At 61.6% G+C, this 13,673-nt stretch carries 14 protein-coding genes and 1 riboswitch; of the genes, 7 read left to right on the top strand and 7 right to left on the bottom strand.

The window, feature by feature from the left end; translation table 11 throughout:
• Nucleotides 1–7: 7 nt before the first annotated feature.
• Nucleotides 8–253, bottom strand: a complete 246-nt coding sequence (gene psaC, locus H0O21_RS04415) for a photosystem I iron-sulfur center protein PsaC (RefSeq protein WP_006042515.1) — start codon at nucleotides 251–253, stop codon at nucleotides 8–10.
• Between the two features lie 138 nt (nucleotides 254–391).
• On the opposite strand from psaC, the gene acpP reads away from it, so the two are divergent.
• From acpP to H0O21_RS04380, 7 genes are all read left to right on the top strand, one after another.
• Complete coding sequence (gene acpP / locus H0O21_RS04410) at nucleotides 392–634, top strand: acyl carrier protein (RefSeq protein WP_131455659.1); 243 nt, start codon at nucleotides 392–394, stop codon at nucleotides 632–634.
• A 9-nt stretch (nucleotides 635–643) separates the two neighbouring features.
• The gene (gene fabF, locus H0O21_RS04405) at nucleotides 644–1,891 is read left to right on the top strand and encodes a beta-ketoacyl-ACP synthase II (protein WP_185190530.1); all 1,248 of its coding nucleotides are present in this window, start codon (nucleotides 644–646) and stop codon (nucleotides 1,889–1,891) included.
• Between the two features lie 41 nt (nucleotides 1,892–1,932).
• Nucleotides 1,933–3,942: a transketolase gene (gene tkt / locus H0O21_RS04400; RefSeq protein ID WP_185190529.1), complete on the top strand. Its 2,010-nt coding sequence runs from the start codon at nucleotides 1,933–1,935 to the stop codon at nucleotides 3,940–3,942.
• Between the two features lie 82 nt (nucleotides 3,943–4,024).
• Nucleotides 4,025–4,441, top strand: coding sequence for a GtrA family protein (locus H0O21_RS04395; RefSeq protein WP_185190528.1), 417 nt, complete (start codon nucleotides 4,025–4,027; stop codon nucleotides 4,439–4,441).
• Nucleotides 4,441–5,133, top strand: a complete 693-nt coding sequence (locus H0O21_RS04390; RefSeq protein WP_185190527.1) for a glycosyltransferase family 2 protein — start codon at nucleotides 4,441–4,443, stop codon at nucleotides 5,131–5,133. The genes H0O21_RS04395 and H0O21_RS04390 overlap by 1 nt, the downstream gene beginning before the upstream one ends.
• A gap of 7 nt (nucleotides 5,134–5,140) precedes the next feature.
• Nucleotides 5,141–6,073: a UDP-glucuronic acid decarboxylase family protein gene (locus tag H0O21_RS04385; protein ID WP_185190526.1), complete on the top strand. Its 933-nt coding sequence runs from the start codon at nucleotides 5,141–5,143 to the stop codon at nucleotides 6,071–6,073.
• Nucleotides 6,074–6,135: 62 nt separating this feature from the next.
• Nucleotides 6,136–8,070, top strand: a complete 1,935-nt coding sequence (locus H0O21_RS04380; RefSeq protein WP_185190525.1) for a hypothetical protein — start codon at nucleotides 6,136–6,138, stop codon at nucleotides 8,068–8,070.
• Here H0O21_RS04380 and thiC read toward each other — a convergent pair whose 3' ends face one another.
• From thiC to ruvB, 6 genes are all read right to left on the bottom strand, one after another.
• Complete coding sequence (gene thiC / locus H0O21_RS04375; protein ID WP_185190873.1) at nucleotides 8,071–9,471, bottom strand: phosphomethylpyrimidine synthase ThiC; 1,401 nt, start codon at nucleotides 9,469–9,471, stop codon at nucleotides 8,071–8,073.
• 44 nt (nucleotides 9,472–9,515) lie between these two features.
• A riboswitch (TPP riboswitch) is annotated at nucleotides 9,516–9,622 on the bottom strand.
• 32 nt (nucleotides 9,623–9,654) lie between these two features.
• Complete coding sequence (locus H0O21_RS04370; protein ID WP_185190524.1) at nucleotides 9,655–10,287, bottom strand: HEAT repeat domain-containing protein; 633 nt, start codon at nucleotides 10,285–10,287, stop codon at nucleotides 9,655–9,657.
• Complete coding sequence (locus H0O21_RS04365) at nucleotides 10,287–10,532, bottom strand: DUF3188 domain-containing protein (protein ID WP_131455637.1); 246 nt, start codon at nucleotides 10,530–10,532, stop codon at nucleotides 10,287–10,289. The genes H0O21_RS04370 and H0O21_RS04365 overlap by 1 nt, the downstream gene beginning before the upstream one ends.
• Nucleotides 10,529–11,722: an amidohydrolase gene (locus H0O21_RS04360; protein WP_255441129.1), complete on the bottom strand. Its 1,194-nt coding sequence runs from the start codon at nucleotides 11,720–11,722 to the stop codon at nucleotides 10,529–10,531. The genes H0O21_RS04365 and H0O21_RS04360 overlap by 4 nt, the downstream gene beginning before the upstream one ends.
• Entirely contained in the window at nucleotides 11,719–12,516 is a 798-nt protein-coding gene (locus H0O21_RS04355) for a tetratricopeptide repeat protein (RefSeq protein ID WP_185190523.1), read from the bottom strand. Before H0O21_RS04355 ends, H0O21_RS04360 begins: the two co-directional genes overlap by 4 nt.
• The gene (gene ruvB / locus H0O21_RS04350; RefSeq protein WP_185190522.1) at nucleotides 12,513–13,640 is read right to left on the bottom strand and encodes a Holliday junction branch migration DNA helicase RuvB; all 1,128 of its coding nucleotides are present in this window, start codon (nucleotides 13,638–13,640) and stop codon (nucleotides 12,513–12,515) included. Before ruvB ends, H0O21_RS04355 begins: the two co-directional genes overlap by 4 nt.
• Nucleotides 13,641–13,673: the final 33 nt, after the last annotated feature.

Raw genomic sequence — 13,673 nt, 5'->3', positions numbered from 1 at the left:
GCTCAAATCAGTAGGAGAGACCCATGCTGCGGCTGGTCTCATCACCCAGATAAACGCGAATGCTGAGGAAGTCGGTGGGACAGGCGGTTTCACAACGCTTGCAACCGACGCAGTCCTCGGTGCGGGGGGAGGAAGCGATTTGGCCGGCCTTGCAGCCGTCCCACGGCACCATTTCGAGCACGTCCAGAGGGCAGGCCCGCACGCACTGGGTGCAACCGATGCAGGTGTCGTAAATCTTGACGGCGTGGGACATGTGCCCGTTCCTGAACAGATGGCTTGGCGTCAAGGTACCCGCAGCAAGCGCAGCTGAACCGCCGGTAACGGTCGGCCGTCACCGTTGTTAACGACCGCTTGCCCAGCCCGTAGGATGCGTCGTCCCGTCTTCACGGCCATGTCCCAGGAAGCGATCCTCGAAAAAGTCCGTTCGATCGTGGCGGAGCAACTCAGCGTTGATGCCGGCGACGTGAAGCCGGAATCCAACTTTCAAAACGATCTCGGCGCCGACTCCCTCGATACCGTCGAGCTGGTGATGGCCCTGGAAGAAGCCTTCGACATCGAAATTCCCGATGAGGCTGCTGAAGGGATCACCACCGTCGGCGACGCCGTCAAGTACATCGAAGACAAGCAGGCCTGAGGTTTCCGGATGGTGGAGGGTCTCCAACGCGTCGTGGTCACCGGCCTCGGCGCGGTGACACCGATCGGCAACACCGTTGCCGACTATTGGACCGGTCTGACCTCCGGCAAGAACGGTGTGGCGCCGATCACCCTGTTCGACGCCAGCGCCCACGCCTGCCGCTTCGCAGCCGAGGTCAAGGACTTCGACCCCAGCGGTTACCTCGAAGCCAAGGAGGCGAAGCGCTGGGACAGGTTTTGCAAGTTCGGCGTTGTCGCCGCCAAGCAGGCGCTAGCTGATGCCGGTCTCGAGATCAACGCATCGAACGCCGAGCGCATCGGTATCAGCATCGGTTCGGGCGTCGGCGGCCTGCTGACCATGGAGACCCAGGCCCACGTGCTGGCTGACAAGGGCCCAGGCCGTGTGAGCCCTTTCACGGTGCCGATGATGATCCCCAACATGGCCACAGGCCTGGCGGCGATCGCCCTCGGCGCCAAGGGGCCCAGTTCCGCTGTCGCCACCGCTTGCGCAGCTGGATCCAACGCGATCGGAGATGCCTTCCGCATCCTGCAGCTCGGCAAAGCCGACGCCATGATCTGCGGTGGCGCTGAATCGGCGATCACTCCTCTGGGTGTTGCCGGTTTCGCCAGCGCCAAAGCCCTGTCCTTCCGCAACGACGACCCGGCCACCGCCAGTCGTCCCTTTGACCGGGAGCGGGATGGCTTTGTGATCGGTGAAGGCGCGGGCATTCTCGTTCTCGAAACCCTGGCCCACGCGCAAGCCCGGGGGGCCACGGTGCTGGCGGAACTGGTGGGGTATGGCACCACCTGCGATGCCCACCACATCACCGCCCCCACCCCGGGCGGTGTCGGTGGAGCTGCCGCCATCAAACTCGCCCTGGCTGATGCAGGGCTGGCCCCCGAGAGCGTTGGCTACGTCAACGCCCACGGCACCAGCACCCCCGCCAATGACAGCAACGAAACTGCGGCGATCAAGAGCGCCCTCGGCGCCCGTGCCCTGCAGATTCCCGTGAGCTCCACCAAATCGATGACCGGCCACCTGCTCGGCGGTTCCGGCGGCATCGAAGCGGTGGCCAGCGTGCTCGCGATCCGCCATGGGGTTGTTCCCCCCACAATTAACTACGCCAACCCGGATCCCGACTGTGATCTGGATGTCGTACCGAACACCGCCCGTGAAGCCACACTGGATGCGGTGCTCTCCAACTCCTTCGGCTTCGGCGGCCACAACGTCTGCCTTGCCTTCCGTCGCATCGGCTGATTCAGCCCTGCGTTCCTGTCCCAGTATCCCGTCAACACGCCATGGTCGCCGCGCCCGCTTCCCTCGACACGCTCTGCATCAACAGCATCCGCATGCTGGCTGTCGATGCCATCAACAAGTCCAAGAGCGGCCACCCCGGTCTGCCCATGGGCTGTGCACCGATGGGTTACACCCTGTGGGACAAGTTCCTGAAGCACAACCCCAAGAACCCCCAGTGGTTCAACCGTGACCGCTTCGTGCTGTCCGCCGGTCACGGCTGCATGCTGCTCTATGCGCTGCTTCACCTCACCGGTTACGACTCGGTGTCGATCGACGACATCAAACAGTTCCGCCAGTGGGGCTCCAAAACACCCGGTCACCCCGAAACCTTCGAAACCCCGGGGGTTGAGGTGACCACCGGCCCCCTCGGCGCTGGTATCTCCAACGCGGTGGGCCTGGCCATTGCCGAGTCGCACCTGGCCGCCAAATTCAACAAGCCCGGCGCCACCCTGGTGGATCACTACACCTACGTGATCATGGGTGACGGCTGCAATCAGGAAGGTGTGGCTTCCGAAGCCGCCTCCCTGGCCGGGCACCTGAAGCTGGGCAAGCTGATCGCCCTGTACGACGACAACCACATCACCATCGATGGACGCACCGATGTGTCCTTCACTGAAGATGTGCTCAAGCGCTACGAGGCCTACGGCTGGCACGTGCAGCACGTGGCGGATGGCAACACCGATGTGAACGTCATCAGCAAGGCGATCGAAGCGGCCAAGGCCGTCACCGACAAGCCGTCGATCATCAAGGTGACCACCACCATCGGCTACGGCTCCCCCAACAAGAGCGACACCGCCGGCGTGCATGGCGCTCCTCTGGGTGAAGACGAGACCGCATTGACCCGGCAACAACTGGGCTGGGAGTACGGCCCCTTTGAGGTGCCCCAGGAGGCCTACGACCAGTTCCGTCAGGCCATCGATCGCGGCGCCAGCCTTGAAGCGGAGTGGAATCAGACCCTGGCGACCTACCGGAGCCAGTACCCTGCCGAGTCTGCCGTGTTCGAGCGGATGCTGCGCGGTGAACTGCCCCAGGGTTGGGACAAGGACCTGCCCACCTACACCCCTGCAGACGGTGGACTGGCCACCCGCAAGCACTCCCAGATCTGCCTGGGTGCTCTGGGTCCCAACCTGCCAGAACTGATCGGCGGCTCGGCTGACCTCACCCACTCCAACTACACCGACATCAAAGGCGAAACCGGCTCCTACCAGCCCGAAACCCCGGAGAAGCGCTATCTGCACTTCGGTGTGCGTGAGCACGCCATGGCCGCCATCCTCAACGGCATCGCTTATCACAACAGCGGCTTGATCCCCTACGGCGGCACCTTCCTGGTGTTCGCCGACTACATGCGCGGCTCCATGCGCCTCTCGGCCCTGAGCGAGCTGGGTGTGATCTACGTGCTCACCCACGACTCCATCGGCGTTGGCGAGGACGGTCCCACCCACCAGCCGATCGAGACCATCCCCTCCCTGCGGGCGATGCCCAACCTGCTAGTGTTCCGCCCTGGTGATGGCAATGAAACCAGCGGTGCTTACAAACTGGCGATCGAGAACCGCAAGCGCCCCAGCGCCCTTTGCCTCAGCCGCCAGAACATGGCCAACCAGGCCAACTCGTCGATCGAAAAGGTCGCCCACGGCGGCTACATCCTCGAAGACTGCGAGGGCACCCCTGAACTGATCCTGATCGGCACCGGCACCGAGCTCGACCTCTGCGTGCAGGCCGCCAAGCAACTCACTGCTGAAGGCAAGAAGGTGCGCGTGGTGTCCATGCCCTGCGTGGAACTCTTCGATGAGCAGAGTGATGCCTACAAGGAGCAGGTGCTCCCCGCAGCCGTGCGCAAGCGCATCGTGGTGGAAGCAGCTGAAAGCTTCGGTTGGCACCGCTTCATCGGCCTTGATGGAGACAGCGTCACCATGAATCGCTTCGGTGCATCGGCCCCTGGCGGCACCTGCATGGAGAAGTTCGGCTTCACCGTGGAGAACGTCGTGGCAAAATCCAAGGCCCTACTCGGTTGACTTAATGTCTGTGAATTCAGAGAACTCACAGGCTGATCAAGCAATCCCATCGCCCCCCGCTGCCTCAGGGCACCGGGGGGTTTTGACTGATGCTGCCGAAGCAACAGATCAGGTACCAACCCGCGGCAAGCGTCGCGGACAGAAACGACGCTTCGGCGCAGCAGGACTCTGCAATGTCCTCGTCACCAACCTTGTGCTGCAAATGCTTCTAGCGAGCAACAGCGTGAGTGTGCTCGCGGCCACATTGATCAGCCAAGCCATTAACACGGGCTTTGGCTACACGATTTACGGCAAAGTCGTGTTCCAAGCCAAAGGATTGCGCAACCATCAGCCAATCCTCCGCTACCTGGCTCTGATGACAACCATGTGGCTACTCAACACTGCGGGGATTGACATCGGCACCACACTAGGTTTCAGCAAAAATATTGCAGCTGCAGCACTAATACCATGCCTAGCCGTGCTATCGTACGGCGCACAAAAATATTGGGTATTTAAATAATGAAGCTCAGCATTATTATTCCCTGCTACAACGAAGCAGCCACGATCATTTCACTGATTGAAGCCGTCAAAAAGGCGCCGATAAGCGATCGAGAAATTATCATCGTTGATGATGGCTCCAGCGATGGAACACGGGATATCCTCGCAACAATCAAAGACCATGAAATCAGCGTGGTCTTCCACGACAAGAACCAAGGGAAGGGAGCAGCATTAAGAACAGGCTTCCAGAAGGCCACCGGGGATATCTGCATCGTTCAGGATGCGGATCTTGAATACGATCCCCAGGAGTTCCCAATTGTCATTCAACCGATTGTGGATGGCAAAGCTGATGTTGTCTTCGGCAGTCGCTTTCAAAGTGGCAGACCACACAGGGTTGTGTATTTCTGGCACAGGGTCGGCAATGGCGTGCTCACCCTGATGAGCAATTTCTTCACAGATCTGAACCTTTCAGACATGGAGACCTGTTACAAGGCATTCAGGCGCGAGGTGATTCAAGCAATCAACATCTGCGAAAATAGGTTCGGCTTTGAGCCAGAAGTGACAGCCAAAATCTCAAAAATGAATCTTCGCATCTATGAAGTGGGCATCTCCTACTACGGCCGCACCTACGATGAAGGCAAGAAAATCGGCTGGAGAGATGGATTCCGCGCGATCTACTGCATCCTGAAATACAATCTTTGGGCCCAACGCTAGGCGCATCATGCGAATTACACGCAATCTGATCACAGGCGGCGCGGGCTTCCTCGGCTCTCACCTAACCGACCGGCTCATGCAAGCCGGGGAAGAGGTGATCTGCCTCGACAACTATTTCACTGGACGCAAAACCAATATCTCCCAGTGGATCAGCCATCCTCGCTTTGAACTGATCCGCCATGACGTAACGGAACCAATCCGACTGGAAGTCGACCGCATCTGGCATCTAGCTTGCCCAGCTTCGCCGGTTCACTATCAATTTAATCCGATCAAAACGGCCAAAACCAGTTTTCTAGGCACCTACAACATGCTCGGCCTGGCGCGGCGCGTGGGTGCACGCCTACTTTTAGCGAGCACCAGTGAGGTGTATGGCGATCCAGAGGTGCACCCGCAACCCGAAAGCTATCGAGGTTGCGTGAACACGATCGGGATCCGCAGCTGCTACGACGAAGGCAAGCGCATCGCCGAAACCCTTTGCTTCGATTATCAGCGCATGCATGGCACTGAAATTCGCGTCATGCGCATTTTCAATACTTACGGGCCGCGCATGCTGCCCGACGACGGACGGGTAGTGAGCAACTTCATCATGCAAGCACTGCAAGGACAAGCTCTCACTCTCTACGGCGATGGCAGCCAGACCCGCTCCTTCTGCTATGTGGATGATCTGATTGAAGGCATGATCCGCCTGATGAACGGCAACCACACAGGCCCCATCAATATCGGCAATCCGGGTGAGTTCACCATCCGCCAGCTGGCTGAACTGGTGCGCGATCGCATCAATCCTAAGCTCGAACTGATCACAAAACCGCTCCCCCAAGACGATCCACTCCAACGCCAGCCGATCATTGATCTCGCCAGACAGGAGCTGGGATGGGAACCTAAGATCTCGCTTCCACAGGGTCTGGACCCCACGATTGCCTGGTTCAGGGAATGCCTTTGAGATTCAAGAGCGCGTCTCATCTGTTGTTCCACTGGCTAGCGGTTCCAGCTCTGGCAATCGCCATGACGCTCTGGCCGACCCTATCCAGTGGCCTCGCACAATTTCCGACAGACCCAGGCGACACGCTCCTCAACCTGTATTTCCTAGAACACGCCTACAGGCATTTCATTGATTTTCAAATTTTTAAATCAGCGCACTTTTGGTCGCCAGACTTTTTTTGGCCGATTCAAGACACTCTTGCCTGGAGTGATCATTTACTCGGTCCCAGCGTGATCTACGGAACCTTCCGTTCATTCTGCGATCCTTTTCAAAGCTATGTGGGATGGATTACCACGACCCTGTGGCTGAACTTCGTAGCCATCCGCCATACCGCCAAACGCATTGCTCCAGAGACCCAACCCGTCTGGATCAGCATTGCGGCACTCGTCACCAGTTTCAGCCCTGTTATCACCCAACAGTTAGGTCATCCCCAGCTGCTCAGCCTCTTTCTGATCGGCCCAATTCTCTGGCTCTGCCATCGATTGATCCAGGAACCACCAGTCGATTTCACGATCAGTGACTGGCTTCTGTTGGGCTCCTGGCTTCTGGCCAATGGCTTCTTCAATATCTACATCTTTGTTTATGCCTGTTATGGCGTCTTAATTGCTAGCGCCATTCACCTCTTAAAGCGTTTTCATCAACACCGGTTCAGGCTGAAGCACGGACAACGGCTAGGGATTCATACAACACTACTGCTTGCCTGCATTGGTCTCAACGCAACGATTTACCTCCCCTACTTGCAAACACTGAAGACCTTTGGGAAAAGGGACATTGGAGAAATCATTAATAATCTCCCCAAGATTGGGAGCTGGCTGTTCGGGAGTGATCAATGGCTCCTCCAGCCACCATTGACCGCGGCCAATACAAATCCAAACTGGGTTTATGGCGCTGAGCAGGAACTGTTTCCAGGCTGGAGCCTGCTGATCTTGTTCGCAGCTGTCCTACTGACAGCGATCGCTCAAAGAAAAGCCAGCCCGAACCCCCTACGGATCTGGTTAATTGCCATCGGGGCCATGGTGATATTGAGCCTCTCCTTCAAGGGATTCAGCCTCTGGATCATCATCAGCAAACTGCTGCCAGGTGCCAGCTCCGTGCGCGCCTCCAGCCGCGTAGCCATGGTGATCGTGCTGTATGCGGCTCCGGCAATCGCCCTCGCCGCCACGCATTGGCAGCGATCAGGGGTTCAACGTTGGGAGCCCATCGCAGCACTACTGGCACTGATGGGAAGCTTTGTTGGGATCTGGCCAAAGGGTCAGCCCTCCTTTTCGCTCAAGACCTGGCGGCAGGAAAACAACGCCATCACTACTGCCTTGAGCTCCAGCAACTGTGATCTGTTCTGGTACGAGTGGAGCGAACAACCGCCATGGCGAGCCCAGGTGATGGCCATGCATGCCCAGAGACGCACTGGAATTCCAACGCTGAATGGCTACAGCGGTCACTTCCCCAAGACCGACTGGCCTTACACAGAACCCTCTGGTATCGGTGCCTATTCATGGCTGGCCCTGAGCAAGCCGGAACAACACCACCGGCTGAAACCTGCCCATGGCAAAGGACAAAAACGTTGCATCGTGAACTACGACGCCTCACGACAAGAAGCCAAGGTCCGAACAATCAACGATCACCAGGGCATCCCCTCAGAACTCGGGGCCAAAAGCGAACCCGATCAGACCATTTATGCGGCGACAGGGATTGAGGCTGGAAAAGATGGAAATGATCGGCTTTACGTTCGCTCCAGGTCTCGCGATGGCGACTGGAGTGCCTGGATATTACTCATCCGGGACGGCAAGCCAATCCCCGCTGAACGTGGTGATTATCAAATCACACACATTGCAAAGCGTGGCAACCGCCTGGAGATAACTGACAGCAACACCAACGAAGGAATGTCCTACATCTGGATAGTCGACAAAAAAACAGGGATCTTTGCCTCTCAGACCCCTAAAGCAATCAAAAAGCTGTGATTAGTCAGCCTTCTCCATCTTCACGCCAGCCAGTTCGGCGCCACCTTGAGCCTTCAGCACCTCTTCCAGGCCTTCGATATCGGCATCGGTGATCTTGGTCTGCATCGGGCAGTGCTTGGGCCCACACATCGAACAGAACTCGGCCTGCTTGTAGATATCCGCCGGCAGGGTTTCGTCGTGATACTCCTTGGCACGCTCGGGATCGAGTGACAACTCAAACTGCTTGTTCCAGTCGAAGTTGTAGCGAGCCCGGCTGAGCTCATCGTCGCGATCACGGGCACCGGGGCGGTGACGGGCGATATCCGCCGCATGGGCCGCAATCTTGTAAGCGATCAGGCCTTCACGCACGTCTTCGGCATTGGGAAGACCCAGGTGCTCCTTGGGGGTCACGTAGCAAAGCATCGCCGTGCCATGCCAGCCAGCCATCGCCGCACCGATCGCTGAGGTGATGTGGTCGTAACCGGGAGCAATATCGGTGACCAAAGGGCCGAGCACATAGAAGGGCGCTTCGTTGCACTCCTCCATCTGCTTCTTCACGTTGAACTCGATCTGGTCCATGGGGACGTGACCCGGACCCTCCACCATCACCTGCACATCGTGGGTCCAGGCGCGACGGGTCAGTTCACCCAGAGTGTGGAGTTCAGCGAGCTGCGCGGCATCCGAGGCATCGTGCTGACAGCCGGGCCGCAATGAATCACCCAGCGAGAAGGTGCAGTCGTAGCGCTTGAAGATCTCGCAGATGTCGTCAAAGCGCGTGTAGAGCGGGTTCTGGCGATGGTGATAGAGCATCCACTGCGCCAGGATGCCGCCGCCACGGCTCACGATCCCGGTGATGCGGCCCTTCACCTTGGGAAGGTGTTCGATCAGCAGACCGGCGTGGATGGTCTGGTAATCAACGCCCTGCTGGCAGTGCTTCTCGATGATGTGCAGGAAGTCGTCTTCATCGAGCTTTTCGATCGAGCCGTGCACACTCTCCAGGGCCTGATAAACGGGCACCGTGCCGATCGGCACCGGCGAAGCATGAATGATCGCCGTGCGCACCTCATCCAGGTTCACGCCACCGGTGGAGAGATCCATCACCGTGTCGGCGCCATAGTTGACCGCCAACTTCAGTTTCTTCACCTCCTCGTCCGCATCTGAGGCATTCGGAGAAGCACCGATGTTGGCGTTCACCTTGCACTTGCTGGCGATGCCGATCGCCATCGGCTCCAGGTTGGTGTGGTTGATGTTGGCCGGGATGATCATGCGGCCCCGGGCCACCTCCTCCATCACCAGCGACTCGGGCAGGTTCTCTCGCTTGGCCACATGGGCCATCTCCTCGGTCACCACCCCTTGGCGGGCGTAGTGCATCTGCGACACATTGGCCTTGCCCTGGCGGGCGGCAACCCAGGAAGCACGCATGATCGAATCGGCGACGGGATAGCCAGAGGTGGGCTGCAGCCCGGGATCACGCTTGGTCACTTCCCTGCGCCGGCATGACCCGGATCAGGTGCGGAGGGTGTGATCTCAGCCCGATCAGTCGCAAGCGACCAGGGCACCCCTAGTGGTGCCGGAACGGTAGCAAGAGTCGCGTCAAAGGGGTGCTCAGCCCCCCTGCAGGCCATTCAGGGCCGCTGCCACCACCCGGTGATCCGTGTCCTGCTGCAGCGGTTGGAGCAGGGCCCGGGCCTGGCTGCCAACGTCATCGGCGGCTTGCTCCCGCACCAGCCGGCCCAGGATCTCAGCGCCGCCCACCCGCACGGTGCCGTCGCCATCCTCGATCGCCAGCTGGCCGAGCTCGAGCAACCAGGCGGGATCAATCCCAGGCTGCTCCGCCAGGGCCGAGAGGATGCTGCAACGCACGAGCCAGGCGTTGTCGGCAGCAAAGCTGTCCCGCAGCAGGGGCCAGGCCCGCTCCACGCCGTAGCTGGCGAGGGAATTGGCCGCTTCCGCGCGCACATTCGCGTCCTCGTCGTTCCGCAGCAGCCGCTCGAGCAGCGCCCAGCCCGCCTCGCTGCGGCGAACCCCCAGGCCGCTGCAGCTGAGCGAGCGCACCAGAAAGGCCTCCTGCTCTGCGCCAAGCAGCAACAGCGGCACCACCACGGTCTCGGTCTGATCCTCGGGGAACTCCCTCAGAGTCGCCAAGGCGGGCATGGCCCGCATCGGGTCACCGGAGGCAATCGCCTCGCGCAGGGTTGCCGCATCGGGGCAGGGTCGGTCGTCGGGTTGGGCAGCCATCAGTCGCGCTCCTGGGATGGGCGTTCGGCCCGGGTGCTGCGCAGAGCCATCAACAGGCGCTGACGCCGGCGTCGACGGCCCACCAGGGCGCTGGTCACCAGGGTGATGCCCACCACAATCGCAGGCAGGGCCTGCAGGCGGTCTTGCCCCTGGCGCAGGAACAGCGCCACCAACCCCAGCAACACCAACAGAGGCGCCGCCAGCGACAGCCACACATGGCCCAAGGATCGGATGCGCGAGCTCACGGAGCCTCCGCGGGAATGGGAGCGTTCATCCAGGCCAGCAGGGTGGAGGTGAGCACGCGAATGCCGACCCCCAGGCTGGCTTCATCCGGCAGAAAACGACCGTTATGCAGGGGCGCACATCCATCCGGCCCCGCCACACCCAACCGAAACATGCTGCCCGGCAGCTCCTGCACCAGCTCCGCGAAATCCTCCGCGCCAAGGGACGGGTGCTCCAGACGCTGCACCTGGGCGCGACCGATCTGTTCGATGGCACAGCGTTCGAGCAGATCCGTGAGGCCCGAATGGTTGTGCACCGGGGGGGCGATGCAGCGATAGCTGACGGTGGCGGTGGCGCCGAAGCTGGAACAGATCGCCTGCACGGTGTCTTCGATCCAGGCTGGCAGCCGACCGTGCAGATCGCAATCCAGGCAGCGCAGGGTGCCGAGCAGGCGCACCCGATCGGCGATCACGTTGAAGGCTTTGCCGCCCTCGATCCGCCCGAAGCTCACCACCACGGGATGCAGGGCATCCAGGCGGCGACTGATCGCCTCCTGCAGACCAGTCACCACCCGGGCGGCGATCCAGATCGCATCCACCGACTGGTGGGGCCGGGCACCGTGCCCCCCCTCACCGATCACCTCGATCTCCAGTTCCCCTGCCGCTGCTGTGAGGCTGCCGCTGCGCACCCCGATCGTTCCCACCGCAAGAGACGGAAACACATGCACGCCGTACAGGGCGGAGAGACCCTCCAGGGCGCCGTCGTCACGCATCCAGCGGGCCCCTTGGGCCAGCTCTTCGGCGGGCTGAAACAACAGCCGCACCCCGCAGGGCAGAGGCGACTCAGCCGCCAGCAAACGGGCCACCCCCAGGCCAATGCAGGTGTGCAGGTCATGGCCGCAGGCGTGCATCACCCCCTGACGGCGGGACGCATAGGCCAGCCCCGTGCGCTCCTCAACAGGCAGGGCATCCATATCCACCCGCAGGCCAACCCTTGGCCCCTCAGACGGACCAAGGTCGGCCACCACACCGGTACGTCCCACCCCTTCGCGCACCTGCCAACCGTGCTGGCGCAGCTCCCCCGCCACCAACGCGGCCGTTTGGTGCTCCTCCCCGCTCAGCTCCGGATGGGCATGGAGATGACGGCGCAGTTCCAGCAGTTCCGGCAACTGCGCGTCGAGGCGAGTGAGCCAGGGATCCATGGGGGTGTTCATCGACTCTCCAGCTTGAGAAACGCGCCCAGGTCGGCCGTGGGGCTCGGTGGCCAGCGCCGTACCGCCAGCAGCCAATCGGCCTGGCGATAACGGGGATCGAGCCCGGCCGCCGCCGCCCAGTGGCTCTCCGCCTCGCCACCCTGGCCCCGGCGCCAGAGCAGGGCCGACAGGGCCGCTCTGGAATCAGCAAACAGGGGATAGCGGCGAATCAGTTTGCGCAACTCCTGTTCGGCAGCATCCAGCTCACCAAGCTGATAACGGGCCAGGGCCTCGCTGGAGCGTGCCATCGCAAACCCCGGCCGCGCCAGGGCCGCCTGGGCATACAGCTCAGCCGCCGCCGCCCAGTCGCTCTGGGAGCCGCGCACATTGCCCAGGTTGTAGAGGGCCGAAGCCTCCTGGGGATCCCGCTCCAGGATCCAGGTGTAGTCCGTGGCCGCATCCGACCACCGCTGCAACGCCTCTTCCGCAGTGCCGCGGTTGAGATGGGGATCCATCGCCTCAGGCTCCAGGGCCAGCGCCTGGGTCTGATCGGCGATCGCAGCTTCGGCATCACCAAGCACCAGGCGCACATTGCCGCGGTTGCTCCAGGCGGCGGCGTCCTGAGGCTGGCGCTCCAAATAACGATCCCAAAAGGGCAGCGCCTGGGCTGCCGCACCATCGCGACTGGCCGCCAGGGCCCGCTCGAACAGGTCGCGATCTGAGAGGTCTGGAACCGTGACACCCTGATCTGCCTCAACCGGCTGCACCAGCCAGAGCAATCCCAGCAACACCAAAAGAAGGGCGCGATGGATCATGCCGCTTCGGATCCCTCCGTCGGCCAGCCCAGATGTCGACGCCCCGCCGCCGTCACCACTCGCCCCCGGGGGGTGCGTTGCAGGAAACCGAGCTGCAGCAGGTAAGGCTCCACCACCGCTTCCAGGGTGGTGGGATCTTCACCGAGGGCAGCCGCCAGGGTTTCAAGGCCCACAGGGCCACCTCCATGGGCCTGCAGCAGAAGCTCGAGCAGGCGACGGTCACTGGCATCCAATCCACGGCCATCCACACGATGGAGGCTGAGGGCCTCTTCGACGAGCGCGGCCTCGATCGCTCCCTCCACCCCGCGCACACAAGCCACATCCCGCACCCTCCGCAGCAGGCGGTTGGCGATGCGAGGAGTGCCCCGGCAGCGACGAGCAATTTCGCAACAAGCCGCTGCCGTGAGACGGAGGCCGAGCAGGCCGGAGGCCCGCTCCACGATCGCCTCGAGATCCTCTTGGCCATAGAACTCCAGGCGCTGGATCAAGCCGAAGCGATCGCGCAGGGGGGAGCTCAAAGAGCCGGCCCGGGTGGTGGCGCCCACGAGGGTGAAGGGAGGCAGATCGAGGGTGCGGGTGCGAGCCGTGCTCCCCTTGCCCACCGTGAGATCAAGGCGCCGATCCTCCATCGCCGGATAGAGCAACTCCTCAGCCACCCGGGTGAGGCGATGAATCTCATCGATGAACAACAGCTCCCGCGGCTGCAGATTCACCAGCAGACCAACGATGTCTCGCGGGCGCTCGAGGGCCGGTGCACTGGTGATCCGGCAGCTCACCCCCAGCTCCTCGGCGAGCACCAGGGCCATGGTGGTCTTCCCGAGGCCGGGGGGGCCATAGAGCAGCACATGGTCGAGGGCATCGCCGCGGCCGATCGCCGCCTGCACGGCGATGCCAAGCACCTGTTTCAGCTCCCGCTGGCCGATGTAGTCATTCAGACGTCGAGGGCGGAGCCCCTCATCGCGGGCTGAAGCCCCATCGATTCCTTCGAGAGGCGCGCCTGCGGAATTGATGCCCGCGGAATCCGTACCCGCGACATCCTCCTCCTGCGCGGCTGGATCCACCAGACGGGGCACCGCGTTGCGCTTGCTGCGCCCGGAGCCGGCACTGGAGGAAACGATCGCCATGGTGGAAGGGTACCGATGTCTGGATAAGGTCGG

The sequence above is a fragment of the Synechococcus sp. HK01-R genome (genome assembly GCF_014217855.1).
GTDB lineage: Bacteria > Cyanobacteriota > Cyanobacteriia > PCC-6307 > Cyanobiaceae > Synechococcus_C.
This window is presented reverse-complemented; position numbering and strand designations above follow the sequence as displayed.